Origin of the sequence: Streptomyces changanensis, assembly GCF_024600715.1 — a bacterium.
Taxonomy (GTDB): Bacteria; Actinomycetota; Actinomycetes; order Streptomycetales; family Streptomycetaceae; genus Streptomyces; species Streptomyces changanensis.
Map to the genome: position 1 here is coordinate 1,856,793 of NZ_CP102332.1, position 24,628 is coordinate 1,881,420.

Below are 24,628 nucleotides of genomic sequence, written 5' to 3' on the forward strand. Positions count from 1 at the left end.
CCGCGGCCGCCGCGGGCCGGTAAACCCGTTGCGGGGCGGGCGCACCCGCCGCGAGGCTGCGGCCATGTCCGCGCATACGACCTCGTCGCTCAGCGTGTCCGCCCTCTTCGACGGATCGGGCCGCCTCACCGCCATCCCCCGCCGGCCGGCCCGCCGCGAACAACTGCTCGCCCACCTCACCGAAACCCTCTTCGAGGAGGGCCGCCCGTACAGCGAGCCGGAGGTGAACGAGGCGCTGCGCACGGTCCACGACGACTGCTCGGCGCTCCGCCGCTACCTCGTCGTCGCGGGTCACCTGTCCCGCACGCGCGACGGCCGCACGTACCACCGCGCGGCGGCCACCGCCCTCCCGCCGACGGCCTGAGCCCACGCGCGTACGTCGGGGCCGTACCGCTCCGGACGGGCGGCGGCTCCGGGCGCCACGCCTTCGCCCCGCGCGGCTCCTGCCACGTGCGCGGGGCCACGGAAGCGGACCAGTGCCGGACCCCCGGCCGTCGGTGTCGTACGGCCGGGGGTCCGTGGTGTGCCCGGCGGGGACCCGGGGGTCAGCCCGCGATGCGGAGGGTCCAGCGGCGGGAAGGGTGGTCGTCACAACTGAACTGCACCAGCCGGACGTTGTTGTCGGTCGACGTGCCGCCGGCGACGGTGGCGCACTTGCGGGTGCCCGCGTTCACGACCTGGTAGGAGCTGCCGTTCCAGTTGACGACGCGCCAGCGTCGGGAGGGGTGGGTGTCGCAGGTGAACTGCACGAGCTGGACGTTGTTCTCGGTCGACGTGCCGCCGGCGACGGTGGCGCACTTGCGCGTCTGCACGTCGATCATCTGGACGGCGCCGCTCCCCGCGAGCCGTGCGGCGCTGTCCGGGGCCGGCTGCGCGACCACGGGGGCGGGGAGGACGAGGACGCCCGCGACCGCGAGACCCATGGGAACGGTCAGGAGGCGGCGGGCCCGGGTGTACATGCGCATGAGAGTGCTCCTCTCGGATCCTGCTGGGGTGCCGACAGGGCGCTGACGCGGCCGTCGTTCCCGTCCGTGGGGACGGCGACACCGGCGGTACCGCCCTACGGCGGATGTGGAGCGGTGGAGTGGCGAAGCGGCACCGCCGCCCCGGCTCCGCCGATCGGCGAAGTGGCTCCTCGCCCAGGACTCCTGTCGCTGTGGCCGACCGTCCGGCAGCCGGGTCCACACCCCGGCGCCGCACGAACGGCCCGCCGAGGAGCCGCGTATGAGGGCGCGGCCGCCTTCCCACTATCAGCGCCCGCCCATACCCCCGCAACCGCGACGACGACCAAGACCGGCGTCCCACGACCCGCGTCCCGCGTCCCGCGAGGGCCCCTCGTCACTCCCCGCCCCGGGCTCAGACGTCCAGGGGTTCCGCGCCGTGAGCCCGGGCGACCGCGTCGATCCGCGCGGCGAGGTCGAAGTCGGCCGCGGTGAGCCGGTGCCCGGCGTCGTGGGTGGTGATCCCGAACCGGACGCGCCCCCACCGCAGGTCGATGTCGGCGTGGTGCCCGACCGCCCGCTCGACGTCCGCCACGTGCACGATCATCGCCACACCGCCGTGGTACCGAACGGCGTACGACCGGCTGATCTCGTGGCCCACCCGCCGCCACCCCGGCACCTCCCGCAGCGCGGCGTCGACCTCGGCGCCCGTCAACGGCACCGGCACATCCCCCACGCCAACTCCCCTCCCACGTATGCCCCCTGACCCCCGCATACCAGGCATCGTGCCACGACTGCACCCCCGCGTGCGGCTCGACCACGGGCCGCGGCAGCCTGCCCACCCACCCGGCTCCTCACCGAGGGCCCACCCCCACGGCACAGACCGACCACCCCGCCCACCCCCGGGGAAGGCTCCTCGATACCCCCCGGGACGAGAGGGCCAGACCGCGCGGAGCCTGCCGAGCAGGACGCTGCCGGTCGATCCAGACACCGTCCACCTCCAAGGAGTCGAACGACCCGACGGCCTGCCGGTCGGCCCCCCGGGCGCCCGACCGCCGTCTGGGTCCGTACTGATCGGAGCGTCGCCCCGGCACGAGACGAGCGGTCCCCGTCGGTCGTCCTCGGGCCGCCGAGCGGCCGCTTCGCCATGCCGACCGGCATGACGAAGGCCCCCGGCCGTCATCGGCCGGGGGCCTTCGTGGTGGTGGGCGCGGACGGTTTCGAACCGCCGACATCTGCTTTGTAAGAGCAGCCTCTCGACTTGGAGGGTTGCAGGTAAGACGCGTGAGTGTGCCCTGACCTGCGATGCAGGCTAACCGCTCACGCCTCTTCAGGTCGATTCACGCTTACCCAGGACCGCCCGCTGCGCGGGACTGACTCCCACTTCGCTCCCGCTGGACCCTCCTGTAAGTGCAGGTCACGGGCAATGTAGCGCCCCCAGGGTTGAACCCTGGGGGCGCCTGTGCCGGGGCCAGCGAGGGGGGCTAGCCGCTCCGACCCCCGGCACGTCTGATGGTGGGGCTGCCCGCATGCCCGCGCTCAGCGCCGGCACCCCGGGGCTCACCCCTTCGAGTGAACATCCGTTCGACCTGTGGACAGTACAGGCAACTGTCTGGCATATGCCAGACCCTCTCTGTAGCCACCGGCCCACTCCCCTCATTATGTGACCGTTTGGGTACTGACACATGATCGACACGGCCACAGCGTCAATCGAGTGCCAACCCGACGCCACCCCTACCCCGAATGGGCCCTCGCCCGCCGCGCTCTACTGGGCCGCCGGATCGCCGCCCTCCGCCGCGCCTCCGGCATGTCGCAGGACACCCTCGCCGCAGCCGCCTACGTCGACCGGCGCAGCATCATGAGGTGGGAGTCCGGCACCCGAGACCCCCGGTACCTCGACCTCGTCCTGCTCGCTCACGCCCTCGGTGTCGACGTGAGCGACCTCGTCACCGTTGAAGATCCGCAGGCCGGGTGAGCCCCGGCCGGGGCCCGCGGGGGGAGGCTCCGGCCGGGGCGGTCTCAGCGCCGGTACCGGGCCCGCGCGGGCGCCCACCAGCTGTCCCGGGAGTAGCAGCCCGGGTGGAAATGCAGCGCCGGCTGGACACCGGTCGGAGCGTCCGGGACGAACACGTCCGCAGGCCCGTCGATGATCCGGTGGCAGTGCGCGCAGATCCGCGGCTCAGGCCCGGTCACCAGCCCTCGCCCCGCACTCGGCCGGGCTCGCCCCGGTGGCAGCAGCAGGTGCACGTGAGGGTGAGCACCGGGCCGTACCGCGGCCGTCCGGGCAGCTGCACGTACACGTCCTGCGGGTGGCAGAACTCGTGCCCGCCCTCCCGGCAGTACGAGGACTGGCCTTCGTCGCGGTCCATTCACTCCTCCTTGTCCAGCTCGGCCCACACGGTGGCGCCGTCGGCGGTGCGGATGTGGCCGTACCTGTCGCACTCGGCGAGGGCCAAGAGGACGGCCTGCCGCTGGGCGGCGCCGAGGTCGTCCGGGAGGGGTGCCTCGATGCGGATGCAGTCCGGTGTGCGGTCGACGGTGGGCTCGGTGCCGGTGGCGGCGGTGAGCATGCCGACGATGGCGGCCGTCTGCGTCTCGGTGGTGGGCACAGCTCTCCCCTGTGTGCGCCAGGTTACAGCTCGTGATGCTGAGTATTCAGCTTCGACCTGATGCATTAGCTTGTCAATGTCGGCGAACGACCCCCGGAGCTGCGCATATGCCACGCGAAACGACCTACCTCCAGGTGGCCGACGCCCTGCGCGCCCGCATCACCAGCGGCGAATGGTCCGTAGGTGACAAGCTCCCGTCCCGCGCCCGGCTCGCCGCCGAGTACGGCGTCGGCGTGAACGTCGCCCAGCGCGCCATGGAGCGCCTCATCATCGAGGGCCTCCTCGAAGGCCGCGCCGGATCCGGCACCTACGTCCGCCGGCCGCGCGAGCGCCTCCGCATGGTCCGCTCCCGACACCGCGAACGCCGCGGCGGCAGCCCGTTCCGCGCCGACATGCGCGAGCAGGGCCGCGCCGGCACGTGGGAGTCGCACAGCACCGCCCGCGTCCCGGCGCCCGACCACATCGCCGACCGGCTCGCCATCCAGCCCGGCGACCCCTGCGTGCACACCCGGTACGAGTTCCTCGCCGACGGGCAGCCCGTCCAGCTCTCCGAGTCCTGGGAGCCGATGGCCATCACGGACGGCACGCCGATCGTCCTGCCCGAGATGGGCCCGCACGCCGGGGCCGGCGTCGTCGAGCGCATGCGGTCCATCGGCGTCATCATCGAGACCGCGGTCGAGGTGCCGCGCCCGGCCCGCGCGACACACGACGTGGCGATGCTACTGGGCATCAGCGTCGGTGACCTGGTGACGCACATCGAGCGGACGTACTACGACATCGACGGGCGGCCCGTCGAGACTGCGGACATCACCGTCGCCGACGTGCGGTGGGAGATCGCCTACGAGATCGGCATACGGCACGACTGACCGGCTCGGCATCGGGCGCGGGCCCGGTGGGTAGCCATCACCCCGGCCGAGAGGGAGGGGGCACTATGACCTGTCAGCGATGCGGGGCGGCCGCGTTACAGCAGGGCTCGGGCTGGGTGTGCAGCCAGCTGTGCGGATGGCAATCCACAGCACCGCCGCCCGCCGGGCTACGCTCGACACATGACGAGTAGCGGGCCCGTGCTGCCGACACCCGAGATCACGACGACGCCGTGCCGCCGCTGCGGAACGCAGGTGGCCGGGCTGAACGGCCGGTACGCGTGCGGGGTGTGCAACTGGGTGAACCACTGGGCGGAGGGCAGCAGCACGCTGCCGACCGCCGAGGAAGACCCGGACTGGCCCGGCCCGGACGCCGACTGAACCCGGACACGACGAAGCCGCCCCCTTTCCTCCCCGGTATGGGGAGGAAAGGGGGCTTCGTTCACGTGCGGCGGCGCTCGGTCAACACCACCGGCGGGGTGCTGCCGGAGTCGTCGGGTGGCGGTGCCCCGTCGCGGCGGCAGATCAGGGCATCAGGGTCACCTCCGGGCGGCTGGAGAGAGTAGCCGTCGGGACAGGTCTGCCCGTCCTCGCCCGCCGGCCCCGACGGCCCCGGCTCACCACGAGGGCCAGCGGGGCCAGGCTCGCCCTGCGGCCCCGGCTCACCCTGGGGGCCGGCCGGCCCCGGCCGGCCCTCGGCTCCGGGCGCGCCAGGCAGGCCGATCCCATCCGTGCCGGCGGCGCCCACCGGCCCCCGGTCGCCCGACGGCCCCGGCGCCCCGGTCGGTCCCGGACGCCCGGCCTGGCCCGCAGGCCCGGTTGGCCCCGGATCACCGCGAGGGCCCGGCGGCCCCGACGGGCCGATGTCCCCGCGGGACCCAGGCGCGCCGGCCACCGGCGTCCCGCCGAGATCCTGCACCTGACGCGCGAGGGCGTCCCGCGCCCCATTCGCGGCCCGCAGCTCGTGGCTGAGGGTGACCACCTGCACAGCCAGCCAGACCAGGAAGGCCACGGCGGCCAGCGCGGTGACGCCTGCGAGCCACTCCGCCCTCGGCAGCCGCAGCGCGCGCCGCCTGGCCCGAGACCCGGTCATGACACCACCGCCCATATCGCGACTGCCGTGGACATCAAAGCCAGCAGCATTGGAACGATCAGCTGGTAGAGCCTGGCTTGCCGCTCCCGCTCGCGACGGTCGCGCTCGTCTCGCTGGTATTGCTCGAAGCCGGCATCCAGCGCGTCATGCGCGTCCCTGGCCTTCTGTAGCTCCTGGGACAGTGCGGTGATGCGCTGGTCGGTGTACGCAGACTGGAGGCTGTAGACCTCGGTCGACACCACCCGGTCGAGTCGCGAGTTGATGCCTTGGCCCAGGGCCTGTATCTCGTGGCGCAGGGCCTCCACGGTCCGCCCGAGCTCGCCCACGCTCGGCTCGTCGGGCATGCGGGGCTCCTCCGTTGCTACTGGGTGGTGTGCCCGCGCGGGGTGTGGCGCGCCGCCCAGCCGCCGACGAACGTGAGCGTGGCCGGGACGAGCGCGAGGACGAACGGCTCCAGGGCGTCCGGCAGCCAGCCCACCAGGCCGGGGTTGTCCTGGACGGCGGTCAGCGCGGCCAGCAGGCCGGTGCTGGCGACGTACGCCCCGGCGGTGGCGGCGGTGACCTTCTTCTCGATGGGTGCAGCCATGATGGTCTCCTTCTACTCGGCGAGGCGCGCGGCGAGCTTCTCCGCGACCAGCTCGGCGATTCGATTGGCGAGGGACGGCGAACTGGCCACCTTGTCGGCCAGCGCCGCGACGTGGGCGTCCGTCAGCGCCGGCGCGCCGACCTCGGCGATGCGGGCCTTCAGCTCCTGCACCCCGGCGACCGCCGCGGCGGCCCCGGTCGCGGCGTCCCGCAGCACCTGCCACGCGTCACCGCGCTCCAGCTGCCCGGCGTACTGCCACGGCGCGACCTTCCGGTCCCGGTGCAGCTCGGCGAGCATGCGGGCCTGCTCAGGGGTCATGTCGTCCTCCTCGGCGGGGGTCGCGCCGGCGCGGCGCTCGATCTCGGGGAACAGCTCCGTGCGGAACTGCCGGATGCGCGCGGCGCCGGGGCAGGCGGTGCCGCCCACCGACCACGCCGCGTGCAGGGAGTGGTAGCCGAACCCGGGGTCAGCCGCGGTCCGGCAGACCCTGAGCGGGATCCCGTGCCGCTGGTGCAGCCACACACCGAGCCGGACCAGCTGCTCCATCTGCCGATCCGTCCACGGGTCGGTGTGCTTGAGGTTCGACGCCGTCTCGATGGACACCGCCCCGGTGCCGTCCGGCCGCCGGTTGGCCTGGTAGTTCGCGTCGGCGCGGGTCTCGGTGCCGATGTACTGCGCGAGGTCACCCTCGAAACCCAGCCCGAAATGACTCTCCAAGCTGGAACTGTCCCGCCAGAACTCATACGTCCGCCGAGCCGTCCACGGCGCGGCGATGCTGTGCAGGATGAACTGCGTCGGCCGGATCGCCGGCTGCGCGTCCGACTCCGGCTGCAACTCCATCCGGGACGCGCCCGGGTACCAAGCCATGCGGGCCTCCGATCAGGGGTTCTTCACGATGTAGTTCGGGTGGCCGTCGATGACCGCCTGGACGTCCGCCGGCACCGAGTGCGCGCCGATCGCGTAGCTCTCGGGCGGGCACCATGCGGCGTAGCAGCGGGCCGCCGCCCGGGCCATGTCCGTCGCGGTCGCCGTATAGGTCCCGGCGTCGTACCGCACCGCCCCGGCGACCGTGGTGATCTGCGAGCGGCGCACCAGCCACCGGGCGTCAGTGACATGTCCGGCGAGGCGCAGGTTCCGCAGGGCGGTCCCCAGCGCTGCGTGGGTGGCGTCCGGGTCCGTCCAGTGCGTCGTCCAGTGCCCGGCGCCCGGGTACTGCGCCTCGTAGGCGAGGATCAGCCGCTCGGCGTCGGCGACCGTCAGGGCCGGGCCGCGCTCCGCGACCCGCAGGTGGACCCGGTCCCGGGGTACGCCGAGCTGCCGCGCCGCCTGGAGCAGCTCCCGGTCGCGCGCCTCGGCGAACTGCTGCTCGGACAGGGGCGCCGGTATGCCCTCCCGCTCCGGGTAGTGGTACGACAGCCACCACCCGTTGTCCGCCTCACCGTTCAGCGCGTGGCGCATCCGGGACGTCGCCCCGTCCGAGCCGAGCACCAGGTGCACCTGCCTGCCGGCAAGGACATGGTGCGCGATGACGATCCCGCCCCACAACGTCTCGTCGTCCTGGTGCGGGGTGTACACGATCATCGGGCGGCCCGTCGCGGTCAGCGGTACGGGGTCGGACACAGAGCCTCCAGGGCATGAGAAACGCCCCGGCCGGACGGTACGGGGCGGAGAGGTGGGGGCGGGTCAGGAGACGATCGCAGTCCATCCGCAGGTGACGTTCGACCAGGTGGCCGTGGCGCCCGCAGCACCGGACTGGAAGAATGGGGTGAACCCGGTCGTGGTGGGGTTCGCTCCGCGGGCCTGCCAGCGGGACGTTGCGCCCGAGGTGGTCGGGATGGTGACCGTCACGATCGGTGTCGTCGAGAACGCGGCCCCGGAGAAGGTCACTGCCGGGGCGGTGTACGAGTCGACGCCGGTGAAGCTGACCGTGATATGCCCGGTCTTCGTCTCCCGGCCGATCAGCACGTTCATCTGGTCGCGGATCTCCGCGTTCATCATCGCGGCGGACACGGTCTCACCGACCACCCACGTCCGCGGGGTAGCGAGATTCGCCATGGGCTACGCCTCCTCGGGCTCAGGCTCGGCAGGCGGGGGCGGGGCCGTGGGGTCGTCCGGGTGCCACCAGTTCTGCTCCACCGGCAAGGCCTCGGCGAGGGACTCCTCGACCACGGCCACCTCGTCCGGGAAGACGAGGGGCACCCAGCCGTAGCCGCACTCCGTGCACGCGATACGCGGGTCGTCAGGAGAGACGACCTGCGCCGAGCCGCAGGACAGACAGTCGGCGATCCAGCGGCCGTGGTTGATCCGCGCGTAACCGCGGACGCCGAGGATGACGCCCTCCGGCGGGACGACGCGGCGGGACAGCCGCATCTCCACCCACGCGAACACCCGCTCCGCCGGCGGCCGGGACGCCCAGGCGTCCGGCGCCAGCGGGTGGGCGGGGGCGTAGAACTCCTCAGCCCTGAGGATCGGCATCGGCTGCTCCTGTCAGTAGGCGAGGCGGGTCGTCGAGCCGAGCACGCTGTATGTGGCGTCACCGAGGACCCATACCGAGTCGGTGTCGCTGCGGCTGACGTGGAACTGGATGCGGTGGCTGTTGTGCCGGATGATCTCGGTGTAGCCCTCGACGGTGACCCGCATCGTCGCCGCGTAGCTCTGGTCCGGCATGCCGGTCACCGAGAAGGTGTCGGAGATGTCCGCACTGAGGATGGCCGTGTAGTTCGGCAGGGTGTACGCCTCGATGGGCACCTCGCGCAGCTCCGGCGGCGGGTCGGCGTACCGGGACACGAGCCACTGCGCCGCGTCGATGACGCTGCCGTCCGAGGTTTTCAGCAGGGTCAGATCCTGCTGGTACACCCCGTAGGCCGCGCGGGAGGCCGCGTTGAGGACGCGCTGCGTCGCCCCGCCCGGACGGGACGCGATGACGGTGTTGACCATCTTCTGGTCGTCGTCGCGGATCTCCACGTCCGGCGTCTCGGTGTCCGCGTACGCCACGGTGAACGCCTCGCTGGACGGCGCCGGGTTGTACCGGACGTCACGCGACTGGTAGACGAGCCCGAACGTGTCACGCGCCGCGAAGAGCCGTCCCGACTCGGTCTGCTCGACCTCCTTCATCCGCGCAAGCGCCGTTGCCCCAGCCGGGCCCTGCCCGGCCATGGAGTCGTGCGTGACACCCTCCACCGTGACCGACGCCAGGTCGGCGTACCGGGCGAGCCGCTTGATCCGCAGATCCGCCGCCTCACCCGCGAACGCGGTCATGCCCGCGGTGTAGTGCGGCGACAGGGTCGTGCCGTAGGTACCCGCGCCGACCGTGTACAGGGCGAGGTGGGCGATGCTGCCCGACCACAGGCGCGTGCCGGCGTAGCCGCCCACGCGCAGGGTGCGCAGCCGCCACATGGTCGACACGGTGCCGGATGTCGCCACCGCCCCGTCCACGTAGATCTTCTTGTCGTGCTCGTCGTAGACCAGGTGGTGCCAGGCGCCGTCCGCGAGATTGCCGGTGGTGACCGCGGCGGTGGCAAGCGCCGCGCCCGTGCTCGTCGATTCGACCTGGAGGGTGCCGGTCCCGGACAGGGCGAACACGATGATGTTCTGCCCGTCCGTCGAGGACAGCGCGAAGAGGACGCGGCCCGCAGTCGATGTCTGGAACCACGCCTCCATGTGGTTGTAGCGGTTCGTCGATCGCGCCTCGTAGTCCGGGCCCAGGTTCGCCTGGAGAAATTTTCCCTGGCTGGTGCCGACCGGGGTCAGCTGCACCATCGATTCCCCTGTGGCCGCCGGGCCCTCCGTCGCCCCGAACGCCACCGTGCCGCCGGTGCTCACCTGCTGCACCGCCAGCGCCCCCGCCCCGGTGCCGGACAGGTCGCCCGCGGACACCGACCCGGACGGCTCCGTCAGCGGGTAGTACACCGACGGGTTGAGGAGCAGGATCTCCTCGCCGAGACACGAGCGCAGCTCCGGCTGTCGACCGAGGGTGCGCAGGATGTCCGTGCAGGTGATGTACGCCCGCGCGTACAGGCCGCGCCACCTGGTGGGCCACTCGTTGACCGTGCCGTAGAACCGCGTGTGCAGGACGATCCCGCCGGTGAGGACCCGCACCCGGATGGGGGTGCCCTTCCGCACGTACGGGTAGTACGGGCTGGACGCCAGCCCGGGGCTGAACCTCCCGTCTTGGTTGTTCAGCAGGAGCGTGCAGGTGCTGGGCTGGATGTCGGCGACCTCGTCCGACGAGCCGCGCGTGATCGACACGCCGGACTCGGCCACGTCCACGTAGCTGGTGATGTCCGTCCAGGTGATGCTGCCCTCCGGGGTGGAGACCGTCGACCCCCACCCCACCTCCACCACCAGATGCGTCATCACGCCACCCCCAAATCGATGTGCACCCCCTGCGTGCGCTTCAGCGTCAGCAGGACCCGCTGCACCTCCCGGCCGACCGCGACCGGGTCCATCGCCCCATGGATGTGGATCTCCGCACGGATCTCCCGCGCGCCGCCACCCGCGGCGACCGCCGGCCGGCCGAGGACCGGCTGCGTCGCCGACACCCGCCCGGCCACCTGCGCGACCGCCCGGTCCAGCACCGGGATCTGCTCCCGCATGCCGAGGGCGAGACCCTCCGTGGAGTACCGGCCCAGCTCCGCCATCACCCGCGACGGCGAGCGAATGCCGAGCGCCTTCTTGATGGCGGCCTGCATCCCCTTCGCGATGCTCAGCATCAGGTTCTCGATGTCCTTCTGCTGCGCGGCCAGCCCGGTGAGGAACCCCCGCCCGGCCTGCCGCCCCGCGTCGTACATCGCGTCGGCGCCCGTGAGCGCCATTCCGCTGGCCGCCTTGTCGATCTGCGACTGCGCCACCTGGATCTGCGACCACGTCGCGGCGTCCGCCGAGGCGAGCGCGGTGGCGTACTCGTACCCTGCCTCCGGGCCCATGTCGAGGATCTGCCGCAGCAGTCCCTTGTGCAGGCCGCGGCGGCCCAACTCGGCCACGCGCTTGGCGAACTTCTGGATCCGGTCGAGCTTCGCGATGAGCCCCACGCGGATGCCCTCCGCGCTCACCTCCCCCTCGTCCATGCCGAGCTGCTGAAGCCCCGCCCCGGCGCGCGCCGAGTCGGCGAGCCGGTTGGCGTACTCCTTCGCCTCGGCGATCTTCTTGACGATGGCGATCCGCTGGTCGGACAGGGTCTGAAGGCGCGTGGTGTTCTTGGCGACCATGGCCAGCAGCCGGTCATCGACCTTCGACCGCGACCCGGCCCACGCGGCAGTGATCGCCGCGCTGAGCCGCTTGGCCATGGCTGCGATCTTCTCCCGCGACCCGGTCATGCCGACGATCAGGCCGTTGCCGATCTCCCGCGCGAGGGCCTGCATCTTCTTCGACGGGGACGCGATCTGTAGCTCCGCCCGCACGCCAGCCTCGACCGCGGCCGCCATGTGCCGGGCCGACGAGAACACGCCCGCCGAGGACCCGGCCAGCCCCGCAGCCAGGCCGCGCCCGGCGTCCACGCCCGCCCCGGTGAGGCCCGCGCCGAATCCCAGAGCGTTCCGTCCCTGGTTGAGTGCGTCGAGCGTGCTGACGCCGAGGCGGTTCACCGCGGCGGCCCGGATCACGTACTCGCCGTTGCTCAGCATCATGGGGACGCTGTCCGACGTGCCCGTGCCCGGCCCGCGGACGATGCCACCTGTGGCCAGCCCTCCAGGTGTCCGGCCCCGTCGCTTCCGGGCCTCGCCGGTCGACTTGGTGACGATGTGGTTGGTGTAGATGTACGTGTGCGCCGTCATCCCGTCGATGCCGACGATGTACCCGCGGGCCTGCGCGATGGCCGCCTGGAGCTGCCCGATCCGGGCCCGGATCTCCGCCCGCCTGCTGTCCGGGACACGGGCCAGCTGGTTCTTCGCGTGCGTGAGCTTGGCCTGGAGATCACTCATATCGCCCTTGAGCAGGGCGGTCTTGTTCGGGGTCCGCAGGATCTGCGCCGCGAGCGCGGCCGCGTGACCCTTGGTGGTCTCCATCTGCGCGCCGGTCTTCAGCAGCGCCGCCCGGCCACGCTCGTAGATCCCGTTGACGGTCGACCAGCTCGCGCCGTTGGCCCGTGCCGACTCCGCGGCACGCATCGTGGTGGAGACGATCGCGTCCAGCGCCGCGTTGTTCTCACGGCCGGCCTCGGTGTTCTCGCTCAGGGTGCGCCCGTTGCGCTTGACCGCCTCGGACGCCGCGTCGATGGCGGCCTCCATCGCGCGCACGTCGCCGCGCGCCTGGAGGTAAGTGTCGTTCAGGGCGTGCAGGGACTGCCGCAAACCGTCCGCGCTGGCCTTCTGCGCGTCCAACTGTGCCTTCACCGTCTGCGCCTGCTGCCCGAACAGGCCCATCGACTGAGCGGCGATCTGCTGCTCGAACGCCTGCGCCTTCAGCGCGGTCGTGTACCCGTCCAGCTGCCCCTTCAGCTCGCCCGTCGTCAGGCCCTGCGACCGGGCCCGCGCCGCCAGCAGGTCGAACGTCGCCGCGGCCGTCTGGCCGTGGCCGCTGGAGACCATGTTGGCGAGCGCCTTGTCGACGTCCTCCAGCGTGCCCTTCCACTCGCGGACGGGCGCGCTGTCCATGCCGACGATCTCGTTGAGGCCCTGACGGAACTGGTCCCACTGGTCCGGACGGGCCAGCCCCCGCAGCGCCTCGTCGAACGCTGCGAAGTCGCGGCCCAGCACGCGGGCCGCCTCGCCCGTAAGCCGGCCGGAGTCGGCGAACTCCGCCAGGCTGACGGTCATCTTGTCGATGTCCGCCGGGGTCCGCTGCCCCATCTGCGACAGCTCGCTCATCAGGATCAGCAGCAGCCCGATACCCGTCCCCGCCACCGCGAGCTTCGCGCCCCGGGACATGGTGGCCATCGCCGCCGTGAACGCGGCCATCCCGCCGGTCGCCCCGGCTGCGGCGCCCTGCATCGCCAGCGTCGCCGCGGCCACGCCCCCGAGCGCGCCGCGGACCGCCGCCAGCCCGGCCGCCGCCAGCTTGACCGCCTTGATGGCGATGGCGATCTGGAGGATCACCGCGATAGCCCCCGGAGGCACGGCGGACACGATCGACGCGAGGACGTTGACGACCTGGAGCAGTCCGACGCCGACCTCGCTGCCGGCCTGAAGGAGATTCCCCAGCGCCTCGACGACGCCGCGCAGCGCAGCCCCCACCGTGGGGCCCTGCGCGCGGGCGTAGTCCATGAACTGGGCCAGCGACCCGTTGTCGTACTCGCCCGACTCCAGACGCATCATGAACGTGACCAGCGCGTCGTTCGCCCGCCGAATCGTCCCGGTGGAGAACTCGCCGAACCGGTTCATCATCCGGTCGAACCCCGGCGTGCTGACCGCCCCGCCGGCCAGGGTGACCACGCGGTCCAGCTCAGCGCCCACACCGCGCACGGCCGGCGTGAGCTTCGGCAGCGCGGCCCCGAGGACCGCGAACCCCTTGGTGATCGGGGTGACAGTGTCCTCGGCCGACGCGTCCGACCACGCCTTGTACTCGTCCTTGAACTGCGACAGCGCGACGGACGCCTTCTGCGTCGCAGGCGGCATCTTGGCGAGCTGCCGGGTGTACGCGACCTGCGCCTCGACAGCCTCCGCCGACGTGGCGCCCGACTCGGCGACCGCGTCCCGGTACGCCTGCTGCGCCTCGGCGGCCTCGCCCATCGCGGCGACCTGCGGGCCCAGCGCCACCGCGTAAGCCGCAGCCGCCGCACCCGCCGCCGCGGTCTGCGCCACCACCGGCGCCAGCGCGCCGACCACCCCGGCCGCCGCAGGGATCGCCGCCGGCGCCAGCGACATCAGCGCGCCCTGCACCGCCTCCATGCTGCGGGAGATGGCACCCTCGGCCCGGGTGAACCGGCCCTGCATGTCGCGCAGGCGCCCATCGGCGTCGCGCGAAAGGCGGTTCAGGGAGTCCGAGCCGCCCGACTGGGCGTCGGCCAGGCGCCGCTGGAGCCGCTGCGCGGCGTCGCCCGCACTGTTCAGGACCCGCGACAGCTGGTCGCGGCCGGTCAGCAGGAAGTTCAGCCGGGAGTCCGCCATGGTCAGTCACCTCCGGCTGCCTGTTGCTGGGCCTGGTAGTGGTCGAGCCACAGGACGAGCGCCTCGAAGTCGTCGACCAGTTGCCGGTCTACGACGTCGGGCGGCATGCTCAGGACGTGGGCGAAGAGCCCGAGGTACTCGGCTCGGACTCGGACGAGGTCGGGGTCAGGCTCTCGTCCGGGCTCGACTCGGCCACCGCCCCTTTTGGGCGGCCCTCCTCGAACTCGGCGACGGCTCGGGCCACCTGCTCGTCGGCGTGCTCACGGTCGAGCGCCGTCGGGGGGATGTGGTTGAGGATCTGGGCGAGCGTCTCCGCCGTGAGGTCCGGCTCCGCCGCCGCGATCTGCGCGGACGTCTCCACCCACCGGGTGACCTCGTCCCGGTCGAGGCGGACGACCATCTCCTCCACGCCCGGGTCGAACTCCCCGTACCGCAGACTCGGCGTGCTGCGCTTCTTGATGACCCAGACGATGGAGCGCATCGCCTCCAGATCCTCGTTCTCCAGCCCCGCCCGCAACTCGCCCCACTTCATGTCGGCGGTCCGGGACGCGATGGACGCCTCCGACACCCGCAGCGACCGGACGTCGTAGTGCTCCGGCTCGCCGCTCTCCGGCGTGTACACGATGATCAACGTGGGCTCCTAGGTGATCTGGTTGCGGACGTCGTCGACGATGCGGGCGACTTCGGCGGTCATGCGGGGCATGTGCGTGCGGACCGTCCGGTCCCACCACAGCGGCGACGCGGTCTGCGTCACCCACCGCCGCCGGTTGCCGAACACCGGGTGCCGGATCCGGCCCGAGTTGATGACGGTGGGCATGTTCCGCAGGTCGGGCGGCAGCGCGCCCTTGTCGACCCACACCCGCGCGCCCGGGTTCCCACCGGTCCGGACGGAGATCCGGATGGCGTCCGCGATCGTCGCCCGCAGCGGACGCGACGTCGGGGAGGACCCGCCCCGGCTCCCGGCCCGCCGCGGCGGCGCCTGGATCGGCAGCGTCCGGATGGTCTGCTGGAGGTCCGCGCGCAGCGGTTCGGCGGCCCGTCGAATGCGACGGGTCATGTTCGCCCGGAGGCGCGGCCCGCCCGCGGCCCTCAGACGCCGGGACAGCTCCAGGAGCTGCCCGGTCCCGGTGATACGGACGGACTGCGCCACGGGGTCACCTCACAGGCTGCTGTCGGTGGACATGTACGTGATAGCCGGGAGGTTCGTCCCGTCATACAGGCCGGTGAAATTGAACGTGGGCCGCACGACCTCGAACCCCTCGACCTGCGGGGGAGCGTCGTCCACCTTGATCGCGGGGAGGGCGATCCGGAACGTCTCGGCGTGGGCGCCCTCGATGACCGGGCCGACGAACTCCCAGACGAGGCTGGTCGCCCCGTCGCTGGTGTGCAGGTCGTCGATCGTCGTGGCGACGTAGTCCATCTCCAGCGACCCGGTGATCTTCACCAGGTCGTTCGAGATGGGCTCCGCCTTGAGGGCGGACTGGTTCGCGTAGAACCTGTCGACCGCTTGCGGGCGCTCGATCTTCACCGTGACCTTGCGGACCCCGTCGAGCGCCGTCTCCGCGCCGTACGCGCCGGTCTTCAGCGCCATCTGCCCGAAGTGGAAGGGGGACATGGACGGGTACGACGCGGTCGCCAGCGTCTGCGCCTCGCTGCAGTCCCGCCCGTCGAACTCGAAGGACGACGTGAGCATCCCGCCGCCCTCGCACGAGAACTCGGCGCTGGTCACCTTGCAGCCGACCAGCGACTTGTCCGTGACGACCCCGGTGGTCAGCGGCACGCCCTTCTGGATCGACAGGCTCTTGCCCGCCGTGTCCGCGAGGGTGTGAGTCTGGAGGTATGCCGTCGTTGCCTCCTGCTGGACCGGTGTCACCGTCGTGCCCATCAGGGCCTGGAGCAGAAGCCCCATCCCGCGGTTCGTGACCTCCAGGTTCAGCGACCCGGACACCTGCCGCTGCGTCACCACCCGCCGCGACGACAGCGCCAGCAGCCGGCCCGCCGCGATGCCGCTGGACTGGGCGGTCGTCTTGGACAGGACGAGGGACTCGCTCGTGAACTCCAAGAACTGCGTGGGCGCCACGAACGTGCCGTACGTCGACTCCGCCGCGACGCCGAGCTGGGCACCAAGGCCCGATCCGATCGCCATCAGACCTCACGCTCCTTCGCGGCCCGCGCCGCCACGGCCTTCCGCACCAGCGGCTCCGGCTCCCTCGGCTCGTCCACCGGCTCCCAGGTGGACGACTGGCAGACGTAGCCGTCGTACCGGTGATCCGGTACCTCGACGACCTCGTCCGGCTGAACACTGCGGCCCCCAAGCTCCGGCACGGTGACCGGCTCCGGGCCGATGAAGCGCACACGCGCCATCGCTGAACTCCTTCGTAGGTGGGGTGGGTCAGATGCGGGCGCGGCAGGCGACGCTGAACGCGACGCCGACCCTCACGCCCTGGTCGGTGTTGACCTGTCGCAGGGTCCCTGCGGTGAGGTGGGCCCACAGCACGGCGCCGCCCAGCGTCGGCGCCTCCGGGGCCGCGTCGGACGCGCGCAGCGCGTCCTCCACCACGGCCAGCAACTCGAACGCCCGGGTCCGCCGGGACGCCACGTCACTGTCGCCGGTCCAGGACTCCAACCAGCAGGAGATGACGAACTCCTCGTCCCTCCTCCTGGCGCCCGCATACGCGAACTCCTGCACCAGCGAGACGGCGTCCTCGCCATCCGGCTGCCAGCCGACCGCCACGATGTCCGCCGCCGACATGTCGCCCGTCGGCGGCCCGTCGATGATGTCTACGTCGGCGAGCGCCGGCGCCGCACGCAGGATGGCCAGCAGCGCGTCGATCGCGGCCGGGACCGCGGAGGTGGCCATCACGCCACCCCCGGCGGGAGCTGGTGCGGGCTGAGCAGTTGCGCGGCCCGGTGGGGGATCGCGTAGCCCAGGCCCGGGATCGGCTCGGTGACGTCGAAGTCCCCGGTCCCGACCTGCGGCCGCGCCGGGCCCTGCTGGGTGCGCCACAGGTGCTGGAGGATGATGAGCGCCGCAGAGCGGACGGACGGCGGCACGATGCGCCGCCCGGCCGTGTACGTGATGCGCAGCGGGCCCGCCAGTGTCCCGCCGCTCGACAGCTGCACCACGCCGCTCGCCCCGTCCAGGGCGAGGTCGGCCGGCAGGTACGACGTGCCGCCTGACAGGACCGGCGCCAGCGTTGTCACCTCCAGCACGGGTGTCTGGCGCAGCACCAGCATGGACGAGCGCCGGAACGTGTGGTCCTCGACGACCGTGCGGGGGATGACCGGGCCGACGAACCATTCGACCGCCTCGGTGGCCGTGGCCACCCAGGTCCGCACCTCGTCGTCCTGTCGCGTGCTGGTCAGGTTCAGGTGGCGTTTCGCTTCGGCCAGGGAGAACAGGCCCTCCGCCGCCGCAGGGGCCACATCGAACGCGTCGGTGTAGGCGTGCGCCGGGCCGGTGAACACCCAGCGCACCGTGTGCCGCCCGGCCTGGGCCGTGGGGTAGTCGGCGCTGTACGTGCCCGTGCCGGTCGGGCTGGCGGCCGGGGTGGCCGTCGACCCGTCCGGCAGGGTCACGGTGACGGTGGCCGTCGTAGCGGTGGCGAGGGCGCCGTCCGGGTCCCGGCACTCTGCGGTCAGGCGCACGGTCGCGCCGAGATCGAACGGCACCCCAGCTCACCCCTTCCGTGTGGTGCGGCGGGTCCGCGGCCGGGCCGCCGTCTCGGCGCCGGCCGCCCGCTCCGGGGTCTCCATCGGCTCGTCGCGGATCAGCACGGCGCGCACGCCGTCGGCCCACTTCGCGGCCTCGGCGCCCGGCAGGTCGACGACCTGGCCGGGCTGCCACGAGAACCCCGCGCCCGCCACGCTGACGAGCATGCGGATCCGGGCCATCAGTCACCCAGGCCCTGGTGCCGCTCGTTCACCTCGCGCTCGGCGCGGGCCTCGGCTGTCTCGACGGCCTTGTCCTGCGCCTCCTTCAGCGCCTTGATCTCGGCGTCCGGCTCCGACCCGCCGGTGCCGTCCTCGGCCGGGCCCGCGGTCACCCCGCGCGCTGCGATGTCCACCGCGGACGCGGCCTGCACCGCGAGTTGCTCGCGGGCCGCCTGGACGGCGGTCTCCTTGTCGCCGATGAACTCCGGGTTGAGCTGGTCCGGCGTGCCGTCCGGGCGGCGCGAGGCCATGACGATCCGGTCGTGGTCGCCGTGCTCGGCCGCCTGGGGGGTCGGCGTCTCCTGGAGCACCCCGGTGTCCGGGGCGCTGTCCTTCCTGGGCGTAGGCGTGTTCGCCATGGTGATGCTCTCCCTCGGCTCGATCAGGTGGCGGAGTTGCGGTACGCCTTGTAGGCGGCGGTGTCCTGCGGGGTCCCGTCGGCGCGGCTGAAGGCCAGGAAGCCAACCTGGAGGTAGTCCGCGTAGCGCTCGGACAGTCGCAGCAGCTGCACGTCGCGGACATCGCGGATCAGGTAGCCGGCGAAGAAGTCACCGAACAGGATGCTCTTGGCGTTGGCCGCCATGACGGGCATGTCCTGGTTGACGGTGTAGCTGTAGCCGAGGATCCCGTCCGGAACGCCGACCTGGATGGACGGCTCCCACAGCGGCCGGCCCTGGCTGTCCTTGAGCTTGCGGACCGCCGCCAGGGTGGCGTCGTTGAACATGAACCGCTGCCGACCGCTGTTGCGGTAGGCGGGGTCAATGCTGTGGATCAGGTCGATCAGGTCGTCGTACGTGACGCTGGTCGTCTGGCCGGTGGTGCCGGTCTTGCCGACGGTGGCGTTGGTCTGCACGCCCTCCGGCTGGCTGGTGCCGGTGCCGGTGGTGAAGTGGGTGTTCTGGATACGGCCGATCCGCTCGCCCAGCTTCCGGGCCAGCCACGACTCCAGGTCGAACGCGTTGTCCTGGAGCAGCTGGAGCGAGACGCGCACGAGCTTGGACGTGTAGGTGTAGGCGCCGATGTCGGCCTGCCCGATCGTCACGTCCTGCTCGGTGACCTGCGTGTTCTCCGACAGGATCGCGCCGACGTTCGCCGTGTCGTCGGCGGTCGGCCACGGCAGCGTCGCGCCGGTCTCCGTGGTGATGACCTCCGCCACATCGCGCATCGCCCCGTAGAACTTCTGCGCCTCGACGAGCCGAGCTCGGAACGCCGGCGGGACGAGGTAGCCGCCGGCCGCGCCGGTCGCGACGCCCTGGGCGCGCAGCTCGCGGCCGTCGACCCAGCCGGTGCGCAGCACGCTGCGCTCCTCGCTGGTCAGGTCGCTGGTGCCCTCGCGCAGCCACGACCGGTACGCGCTCTCGTACGCCTTGACGCCGTCCTCGCCGCCGTGGCGGGCGCGGGCCTCCTCGGCGTCCTCGGTGTCGGCGGACGCCGTGACGACCTGGGAGTAGTCGACGGCGGAGAGGCGGACGTGCCGCTCCTCGCGCTCGATGTCCGCGGACAGTCGCTCGACGTCGGCGAGCGCCGCGTCCCACGCGGACCGGTCCTCGGCGGGCATGTCCGCCTCGGTGGCGGCGCGGTTCTGAAACTCCTGCGCCTTGGCCCACGCGCTCGCGCGCTGGTCCAGCAGGGTCTGAAGGGTGGGCATGTGTGCCTCCAGCACAACGAGCCCCGGCACCGGGTGCGGCGCGGGGCTGGGGGATGGGTGAGAGCTGCTACCGCGCCAGGCGGTAGCGGGCGGCGAGCGCCTTCATACGCATCGCCTGACGGCCCCCAGTGGTCTCTCCCGGCTGGGTCACGTCGGTACCGCGAGTGGCCGTGGCCGGCTCGCGGCGGAAGTTCAAGAGTTCGGGCCGGTACTGGGCCCGGCGGTCGAACGCGGCCGCGTCTCCGCGGGCGGCCAGGGCCACCCCGACGGAACGTAGGCCGGCGTCGGTGTCCTCGTACGCGGGGAACGTCACCGCGGACACCTCGTAGAGCTGGACCTCGCGGATGATGCGCAGCTCCGCCTCGGCCGTGTCGCCGTCCACGGTCTCGATCTCGACGGGCTCCCAGTCGTCCTTGATGACGCGGAAGCCGAACGACATGCCGGTGATGTTGCCGTTGCGGAGGTTGGTCACCAGGTCCCGGACGTACGACAGCTCCGGGTCCAGGTCGGCGTCGACGGCGAGCCCGACCTGATCCTGCGCGAGGCGGAGCGTCCCGGCCGAGACCCGCGACACCACCATGCGGGTGTCGTGGTCCACCAGCATCCGGGCGTCGCCCTCGGCGATGGTCTTCGTGAACGCGCCGACCGCGATCTCCTCGTAGAATCCCCAGGTCAGGGGGTTGCCGATCGCGGTCCGGGAGTTGAACACGGCGGCGTGGCCGGCGAACCCGGGCGTCGCCCCCTCGCCTGCGCGGACCTGTAGCCCGGCCGTGGCCAGGGTGAGGTCGCGCCGCTCCTCAGTCCTCATCCTCATCGCCTCCAGGGCTCGGGTCGTCGGTGTCGAGCGGATCGGACCCCAGCGGGGCCATGAACGTCGGCTGCAAGTAGCCGTTGCCCTCGTCGCCCGGGATCGGCGGCAGGTCTTCCAGCGCGCGGATGTCGTTCGCGGAGAACGCGCCGATGTCGCGCATCGCCCGGTAGAACGTCGCCCGCCCCGAGCTGTCCCCGCGCAGCAGGCCCTGCACCGCGTACTTCGCGTATCGGTCGGCGGGCAGCAGCTCCTTGGTGATGCGCTGCTCGGTGGGCGCCAGCCACGTCGGGGCGAGGTCGAACGTCACCCAGCCCTGCGCCTGCTGCTCCAGACCCGTGCCCCAGCTGGTCGACTTCTCCGTGGACATGAGGAGGAACGGCGGCACGCCGAACATCCGGGCCACCTCGACGACCTGGAACTGTCGCGACTCCAGGAACTGGGCGTCGGTGTTCGGCATCGTCACCGGCTTGTACTGCGCGCCGGAGTCCAGCACCGCCACCTGCTGCGCGTTCGCCAAGCCGCCGACCTTCGCCTGCCACGCGGCCTTCAGCTGCTCCGCCTGCGTCGCGTTGAGCCGCTGCTCGGTCTGGAGCACCCCGCCCATGAGGTTGCCGCGGCCGAACAGCGCCCCCGCGGTCGCCTCGGCGGCCTGCGCCAGGCCGATGCCCTGCGCGGCCAGCCGCACCGGGGAGACGCCCGTCAGACCGTCGTACCCCAGCCCGGGGATGTGCAGGATGTCCCGCGTCGTCAGCGTGTGACGGGCGCCCCAGTCGTCCGCGACCTGGAAGACCTTCCCCGTCGGTAGGTCAGCTGTGGGCCGCACCCTGCCGACCTGCACCCGGTCCGGCGTGATGGGCCACAGCTGCACGATCTGCCCGCCGCCGTTGCGGATCTTCTGCACGTACGCGTTGCCCCACAGCACCCGGTGCACGAACGCCAACCGCCACAGCTCCAGCGGCGTCATCTCCGGATGGGGGTCGTCCAGCAGCGCCTCGTCTGCCCGGTCCTTCGTGCCGCGCCGGTACGTGTGCAGCGGCAGCGCCGCCGACACCCCGGCGATCAGCGCCACCGACCGCCACACCGCCGGCATGTGCAGGCTCGACGCCTCCGACACGGTGACACCCGAGTCCGACGCAGTACCGCCCATCCAGTCCAGCAGAGACGCGCTGGTCAGAGGCACCGCCGGATTCTCCGGGGAGGACCGACGCTCGAACAGCCCGAACAGGCTCATCGCGTCGCCCCCTTCCGGCCCGCCTGCGCCCGCTCCACCGCGAGCACGCCCAGCACCCCGCCCAGCACCAGCGCCGCCGGCACCGACCACATGCCCACCCCGGCGAGCACCGCCGCCACGAACAGCAGCTCCAGCACAAACAACGCCGCGTTCACCACAGGTTCGGCGCCCCTTCCGGCTCCACGTGCGCCCGCTCGGCGTGCCCCCACGCTGCGAACGTCGCACCCACCAGAGGGCTGATGTCGACGCTGACGCCCCGCCGCGCCCACGCCCATCCGTCACCCACCGGCCGCTTGTCCGCGCCCGCCAGCGCGGTCGTCAGCGGCGCCTGATCCAGGTGCACGATCCCGTGCTCGGCCACCCCGTCGTAGAACTGGCCGCACGCCTGCGCGACCTGCCTGACCTTTGGGATGAGCAGCAGCTCGTCCAGCTCGTCGTCCGGCAGGCCCTCGATGTTCTGCTCCGGGTCGCCGGCCGCGAGCGCCTTGCGGATCGCGGGGATCAGCGACCCGGCCGGGCCGCCCTCGTCGATGACGAGCGCGCACGGACGCCACCGCGACACCAGCTCGACGACCCGGCCCGCCACCCACCCGGTCCCGGGCCGGTGGTCGACGACCTCCACATGCGTGGCCTCCCCTGACCGGCCGGCCGCGCAGATGGCGCTGTGCGACCGCTCAGGGGTCGTATCGACGGCGAACGCCACCGGGTCCGCCATCGTGCTCTTACCGTCCGCGACGGCCCGCCACGCGTCCTCACCGATCACCCTCCAGTTGTCGCCCTCATCGCTCGGGTAGTCGCCCACACCGAGCCGCTCCCGCGCGAAGATCTCCGGCGACATGGTCAGCCGCTCACGCTCGGTGTGCTCCAGCGTCAGCCGGTACCCCAGCGCCGGGTTGGCCTTGGCCACTGAGAGCGGCGACAGCGGGTCATCGTGTGCGGTGCAGTTCGGCGAGCACTCGGTCAGGTGAGGGTCGATGGACCACTCCAGGTACGCCAGTGACGGGTCAGGTTCGCCCGACTCCATCGCTGCCAGTGCCCGGCGCCGCAGCCGGGCGAGCTGCACAGAAGGGGCACCGATCCCGGCGCTCCCCAGGTACCAGACCTGGGGGTCCTTGACGGCCGCCATGGTCGGCATGAGTGCGCCCATGGCGTCATCGCCGAGGATCATGTCCTCGTCGAGGATGTTGCAGTTGCCGGTGAAGCCCCGGCCGCTGCCGCCACTGCGGGCCAGGAACCGTAGCCGTTGCCCGGTGAGCAGTTCGACAGCTTCCTCGCCGGTCGTCTGCCGTACGGCCTTGACCCGCTTGCGCAGGCTGTCCGTGTTCGTGATCAGCGAGACGATCCGGAGGAACGCCTCTTTCGCCGTCTTGAACTCGTGCGCGCTGTGCAGGATGAGCCGCTCACCCAGCAGGAACAGGCCGGCCAGCTCGCGGGCCTCGATGATGCCGCCCTTGCCGTTCTGCCGGGCCACGTTGACCGCGACCTCGAACGCCGACCATGAGCCGGTCTCCGTCTCGCCCAAGCCGACGTGCAGAGCGAACTGCTGCCACTCGTCCAGCATGAGCCCGGCCACGGCCGCCAGCTCGACGGCTTCCTGGCCGGAGCTGGAGACGTACGGAGGGGCGGTGAAGACCCGGGGGCGCTGGACGCCCCGGGCGTCAGGGATGTGCTCAGGCGCCGCGTCGGTCCGCTCTGCGGGAAGCAAGCTCATCGAGGGCATCCCCCTTCACAGCGGGCGGGGCCAGCTTCCGCAGCTCGGACATGGTGGCGCGCAGCTCCCGCGCGGCGACGGCCACGGCGCTCGGGCCGTCGGCCGCGTCGATGGCGGAGGCGAGCGCGAGCGCGAGGGCGACGAGCCCGGGAGCGACGGACTTGACAGCGAGCTGTTCGATCTCCTCGCGGATGGCGTCCTCGGTCAAGATCACCACCCCCATCACAGTGAGTGACGTGACTCTGTGTGACGCCCGCTAATTCACTCGGTCCTTGATCAACTGAATTAGCGGTCGCGCAAAAAACAGGGCGACAAGGGCGTTTGGGTCGCCCGTCTGCCCGCTGAACTTTTGACCCGCTCTCCCCGGTCAAGCTGCACTCGCGTGACGCTGAGCCGCTGTTCAGCCGCCGTCATCACGCCGCGTGTCGCTGCGTCACCATGCCCGGGACGCCTGGGCGGTGACTGCCCGAGAGCCGCCCTTGCGGTAGTCGCGGTACCAGCGGGTGACGACGGCCTCCATCTCCGGCTGCCGCATGTCCCTCACTCTGCGTCGCACGATCTGTTCGCCGGGGTCGACGGTCACTATCCGTGCGCCGAGCCGCTTGTATCTGGCTCGCGCCTTGGGGCTCGGCATGGTGTGGATGAGGTAGACGTCGGTGTGGTCGAGGTGTCTCTCCGCCTCGTGGATGGCGGCCTGCCGGGCGCGGTGCACGATGCGCAGGAGGATCGGGTCGTGTGCGTGGTGGTCGGCGCCTGGTCCGGCCATGGCCAGAGCCATGAGGTCCAGGTCGATGACCACATCGGAGGGCTTGGCGTGGGCCTTGATGTAGCTGCTCTTGCCTGCTGCTGGCGGTCCGGTGACGACGATAAGCACCGTGTCACCACCTCCGTGAAGCTCGCTGCTGCGCCGGGGCTGACCGGTTGCCGCGGGCGCTGTTGCACCGGCGGTGCGCGCTGCGGGCGTTGGCCGGGTCGAGGAGGCTGCCGCCCTTGGACAGGGGGATGAGGTGTTCCAGCGTGAACGAGAGCGGGTGGCGCGGGTCGAGGGTGGGGTCGATGTCGTGGCCGCAGTAGCAGCACGGTGCGCCCATGGCTTTGATCTGGGCGACGAGCCGTCGGTAGGGGCGCCCGTTGCGGGGGTTGCCGGCCACGTGGGCGCC

32 protein-coding genes and 1 tRNA gene are annotated in these 24,628 nt (G+C 72.0%); 4 read left to right on the forward strand and 29 right to left on the reverse strand.

Annotated features, from left to right (window positions below):
* The first annotated feature begins 64 nt into the window (after positions 1 to 64).
* Entirely contained in the window at positions 65 to 364 is a 300-nt protein-coding gene (locus NRO40_RS08170; protein WP_058942343.1) for a DUF2087 domain-containing protein, read from the forward strand.
* A 181-nt stretch (positions 365 to 545) separates the two neighbouring features.
* Here the strand turns inward: NRO40_RS08170 and NRO40_RS08175 are convergent, their stop codons facing one another.
* From NRO40_RS08175 to NRO40_RS08185, 3 genes are all read right to left on the reverse strand, one after another.
* On the reverse strand, positions 546 to 965 hold the full coding sequence (locus NRO40_RS08175; RefSeq protein WP_058942344.1) for an RICIN domain-containing protein: 420 nt from the start codon (positions 963 to 965) through the stop codon (positions 546 to 548).
* A 391-nt stretch (positions 966 to 1,356) separates the two neighbouring features.
* Positions 1,357 to 1,677: a 4a-hydroxytetrahydrobiopterin dehydratase gene (locus tag NRO40_RS08180; RefSeq protein ID WP_232791072.1), complete on the reverse strand. Its 321-nt coding sequence runs from the start codon at positions 1,675 to 1,677 to the stop codon at positions 1,357 to 1,359.
* A 466-nt stretch (positions 1,678 to 2,143) separates the two neighbouring features.
* Positions 2,144 to 2,237: transfer RNA gene (locus tag NRO40_RS08185), tRNA-Val, on the reverse strand.
* Between the two features lie 418 nt (positions 2,238 to 2,655).
* Here NRO40_RS08185 and NRO40_RS08190 point away from each other — a divergent pair.
* Positions 2,656 to 2,916 (forward strand): helix-turn-helix domain-containing protein, encoded by a 261-nt coding sequence (locus NRO40_RS08190; protein WP_058942346.1) that lies wholly within the window; start codon positions 2,656 to 2,658, stop codon positions 2,914 to 2,916.
* Between the two features lie 214 nt (positions 2,917 to 3,130).
* On the opposite strand, the gene NRO40_RS08195 is transcribed toward NRO40_RS08190, so the two are convergent.
* Positions 3,131 to 3,310 (reverse strand): hypothetical protein, encoded by a 180-nt coding sequence (locus tag NRO40_RS08195; RefSeq protein WP_058942347.1) that lies wholly within the window; start codon positions 3,308 to 3,310, stop codon positions 3,131 to 3,133.
* Positions 3,311 to 3,550 carry a hypothetical protein gene (locus tag NRO40_RS08200; protein ID WP_058942348.1) on the reverse strand — a complete coding sequence of 80 codons (240 nt, stop codon included), beginning with the start codon at positions 3,548 to 3,550 and terminating at the stop codon, positions 3,311 to 3,313.
* 107 nt (positions 3,551 to 3,657) lie between these two features.
* On the opposite strand from NRO40_RS08200, the gene NRO40_RS08205 reads away from it, so the two are divergent.
* Positions 3,658 to 4,416 carry a GntR family transcriptional regulator gene (locus tag NRO40_RS08205; RefSeq protein WP_058942349.1) on the forward strand — a complete coding sequence of 253 codons (759 nt, stop codon included), beginning with the start codon at positions 3,658 to 3,660 and terminating at the stop codon, positions 4,414 to 4,416.
* A gap of 180 nt (positions 4,417 to 4,596) precedes the next feature.
* Positions 4,597 to 4,794 carry a hypothetical protein gene (locus NRO40_RS08210; protein WP_058942350.1) on the forward strand — a complete coding sequence of 66 codons (198 nt, stop codon included), beginning with the start codon at positions 4,597 to 4,599 and terminating at the stop codon, positions 4,792 to 4,794.
* A 708-nt stretch (positions 4,795 to 5,502) separates the two neighbouring features.
* Here the strand turns inward: NRO40_RS08210 and NRO40_RS08215 are convergent.
* The 24 genes from NRO40_RS08215 to NRO40_RS08330 form a co-directional block, all read right to left on the reverse strand.
* The gene (locus NRO40_RS08215; protein ID WP_058942352.1) at positions 5,503 to 5,850 is read right to left on the reverse strand and encodes a hypothetical protein; all 348 of its coding nucleotides are present in this window, start codon (positions 5,848 to 5,850) and stop codon (positions 5,503 to 5,505) included.
* A gap of 17 nt (positions 5,851 to 5,867) precedes the next feature.
* Positions 5,868 to 6,092 carry a hypothetical protein gene (locus NRO40_RS08220; RefSeq protein WP_058942353.1) on the reverse strand — a complete coding sequence of 75 codons (225 nt, stop codon included), beginning with the start codon at positions 6,090 to 6,092 and terminating at the stop codon, positions 5,868 to 5,870.
* Positions 6,093 to 6,104: 12 nt separating this feature from the next.
* Positions 6,105 to 6,959, reverse strand: a complete 855-nt coding sequence (locus NRO40_RS08225) for a peptidoglycan recognition protein family protein (protein WP_232791073.1) — start codon at positions 6,957 to 6,959, stop codon at positions 6,105 to 6,107.
* A gap of 12 nt (positions 6,960 to 6,971) precedes the next feature.
* Entirely contained in the window at positions 6,972 to 7,712 is a 741-nt protein-coding gene (locus NRO40_RS08230; RefSeq protein ID WP_058942354.1) for a PIG-L deacetylase family protein, read from the reverse strand.
* Positions 7,713 to 7,775: 63 nt separating this feature from the next.
* Positions 7,776 to 8,147 (reverse strand): hypothetical protein, encoded by a 372-nt coding sequence (locus NRO40_RS08235; protein WP_058942355.1) that lies wholly within the window; start codon positions 8,145 to 8,147, stop codon positions 7,776 to 7,778.
* Between the two features lie 3 nt (positions 8,148 to 8,150).
* Positions 8,151 to 8,567 carry a hypothetical protein gene (locus tag NRO40_RS08240; RefSeq protein ID WP_058942356.1) on the reverse strand — a complete coding sequence of 139 codons (417 nt, stop codon included), beginning with the start codon at positions 8,565 to 8,567 and terminating at the stop codon, positions 8,151 to 8,153.
* 12 nt (positions 8,568 to 8,579) lie between these two features.
* On the reverse strand, positions 8,580 to 10,448 hold the full coding sequence (locus NRO40_RS08245) for a LamG-like jellyroll fold domain-containing protein (RefSeq protein WP_058942357.1): 1,869 nt from the start codon (positions 10,446 to 10,448) through the stop codon (positions 8,580 to 8,582).
* Positions 10,448 to 14,134, reverse strand: coding sequence for a cytochrome P450 family protein (locus NRO40_RS08250; RefSeq protein WP_058942358.1), 3,687 nt, complete (start codon positions 14,132 to 14,134; stop codon positions 10,448 to 10,450). The genes NRO40_RS08245 and NRO40_RS08250 overlap by 1 nt, the downstream gene beginning before the upstream one ends.
* A 109-nt stretch (positions 14,135 to 14,243) precedes the next feature.
* Positions 14,244 to 14,765 (reverse strand): hypothetical protein, encoded by a 522-nt coding sequence (locus NRO40_RS08255; RefSeq protein ID WP_058942359.1) that lies wholly within the window; start codon positions 14,763 to 14,765, stop codon positions 14,244 to 14,246.
* Positions 14,766 to 14,774: 9 nt separating this feature from the next.
* Positions 14,775 to 15,284, reverse strand: coding sequence for a hypothetical protein (locus NRO40_RS08260; protein WP_058942360.1), 510 nt, complete (start codon positions 15,282 to 15,284; stop codon positions 14,775 to 14,777).
* Positions 15,285 to 15,293: 9 nt separating this feature from the next.
* Positions 15,294 to 16,280, reverse strand: coding sequence for a phage tail tube protein (locus NRO40_RS08265; RefSeq protein ID WP_058942361.1), 987 nt, complete (start codon positions 16,278 to 16,280; stop codon positions 15,294 to 15,296).
* Positions 16,280 to 16,498 carry a hypothetical protein gene (locus tag NRO40_RS08270; RefSeq protein WP_058942362.1) on the reverse strand — a complete coding sequence of 73 codons (219 nt, stop codon included), beginning with the start codon at positions 16,496 to 16,498 and terminating at the stop codon, positions 16,280 to 16,282. The genes NRO40_RS08265 and NRO40_RS08270 overlap by 1 nt, the downstream gene beginning before the upstream one ends.
* Positions 16,499 to 16,526: 28 nt before the next feature.
* Positions 16,527 to 16,994, reverse strand: a complete 468-nt coding sequence (locus NRO40_RS08275) for a hypothetical protein (protein ID WP_058942363.1) — start codon at positions 16,992 to 16,994, stop codon at positions 16,527 to 16,529.
* Entirely contained in the window at positions 16,994 to 17,806 is an 813-nt protein-coding gene (locus NRO40_RS08280) for a head-tail connector protein (RefSeq protein ID WP_058942364.1), read from the reverse strand. The genes NRO40_RS08275 and NRO40_RS08280 overlap by 1 nt, the downstream gene beginning before the upstream one ends.
* 6 nt (positions 17,807 to 17,812) lie before the next feature.
* Entirely contained in the window at positions 17,813 to 18,028 is a 216-nt protein-coding gene (locus NRO40_RS08285; protein ID WP_058942365.1) for a hypothetical protein, read from the reverse strand.
* Positions 18,028 to 18,426 (reverse strand): hypothetical protein, encoded by a 399-nt coding sequence (locus tag NRO40_RS08290; protein WP_058942366.1) that lies wholly within the window; start codon positions 18,424 to 18,426, stop codon positions 18,028 to 18,030. Before NRO40_RS08290 ends, NRO40_RS08285 begins: the two co-directional genes overlap by 1 nt.
* A 23-nt stretch (positions 18,427 to 18,449) precedes the next feature.
* On the reverse strand, positions 18,450 to 19,715 hold the full coding sequence (locus tag NRO40_RS08295; protein ID WP_058942367.1) for a phage major capsid protein: 1,266 nt from the start codon (positions 19,713 to 19,715) through the stop codon (positions 18,450 to 18,452).
* A 67-nt stretch (positions 19,716 to 19,782) separates the two neighbouring features.
* The gene (locus NRO40_RS08300) at positions 19,783 to 20,523 is read right to left on the reverse strand and encodes an HK97 family phage prohead protease (RefSeq protein WP_198549342.1); all 741 of its coding nucleotides are present in this window, start codon (positions 20,521 to 20,523) and stop codon (positions 19,783 to 19,785) included.
* A complete protein-coding gene (locus NRO40_RS08305; protein ID WP_232791074.1) occupies positions 20,513 to 21,706 on the reverse strand; it encodes a phage portal protein in 1,194 nt (397 codons plus the stop codon). The genes NRO40_RS08300 and NRO40_RS08305 overlap by 11 nt, the downstream gene beginning before the upstream one ends.
* A 47-nt stretch (positions 21,707 to 21,753) precedes the next feature.
* Positions 21,754 to 21,900: a hypothetical protein gene (locus tag NRO40_RS08310; RefSeq protein WP_157901847.1), complete on the reverse strand. Its 147-nt coding sequence runs from the start codon at positions 21,898 to 21,900 to the stop codon at positions 21,754 to 21,756.
* 8 nt (positions 21,901 to 21,908) lie between these two features.
* Positions 21,909 to 23,468 carry a terminase gene (locus tag NRO40_RS08315; protein WP_058942370.1) on the reverse strand — a complete coding sequence of 520 codons (1,560 nt, stop codon included), beginning with the start codon at positions 23,466 to 23,468 and terminating at the stop codon, positions 21,909 to 21,911.
* Positions 23,428 to 23,682 (reverse strand): hypothetical protein, encoded by a 255-nt coding sequence (locus NRO40_RS08320; RefSeq protein ID WP_232791075.1) that lies wholly within the window; start codon positions 23,680 to 23,682, stop codon positions 23,428 to 23,430. The genes NRO40_RS08315 and NRO40_RS08320 overlap by 41 nt, the downstream gene beginning before the upstream one ends.
* A 219-nt stretch (positions 23,683 to 23,901) precedes the next feature.
* Positions 23,902 to 24,342 carry an AAA family ATPase gene (locus NRO40_RS08325; protein WP_058942372.1) on the reverse strand — a complete coding sequence of 147 codons (441 nt, stop codon included), beginning with the start codon at positions 24,340 to 24,342 and terminating at the stop codon, positions 23,902 to 23,904.
* 4 nt (positions 24,343 to 24,346) lie between these two features.
* A complete protein-coding gene (locus NRO40_RS08330; protein ID WP_058942373.1) occupies positions 24,347 to 24,619 on the reverse strand; it encodes an HNH endonuclease in 273 nt (90 codons plus the stop codon).
* Positions 24,620 to 24,628: the final 9 nt, after the last annotated feature.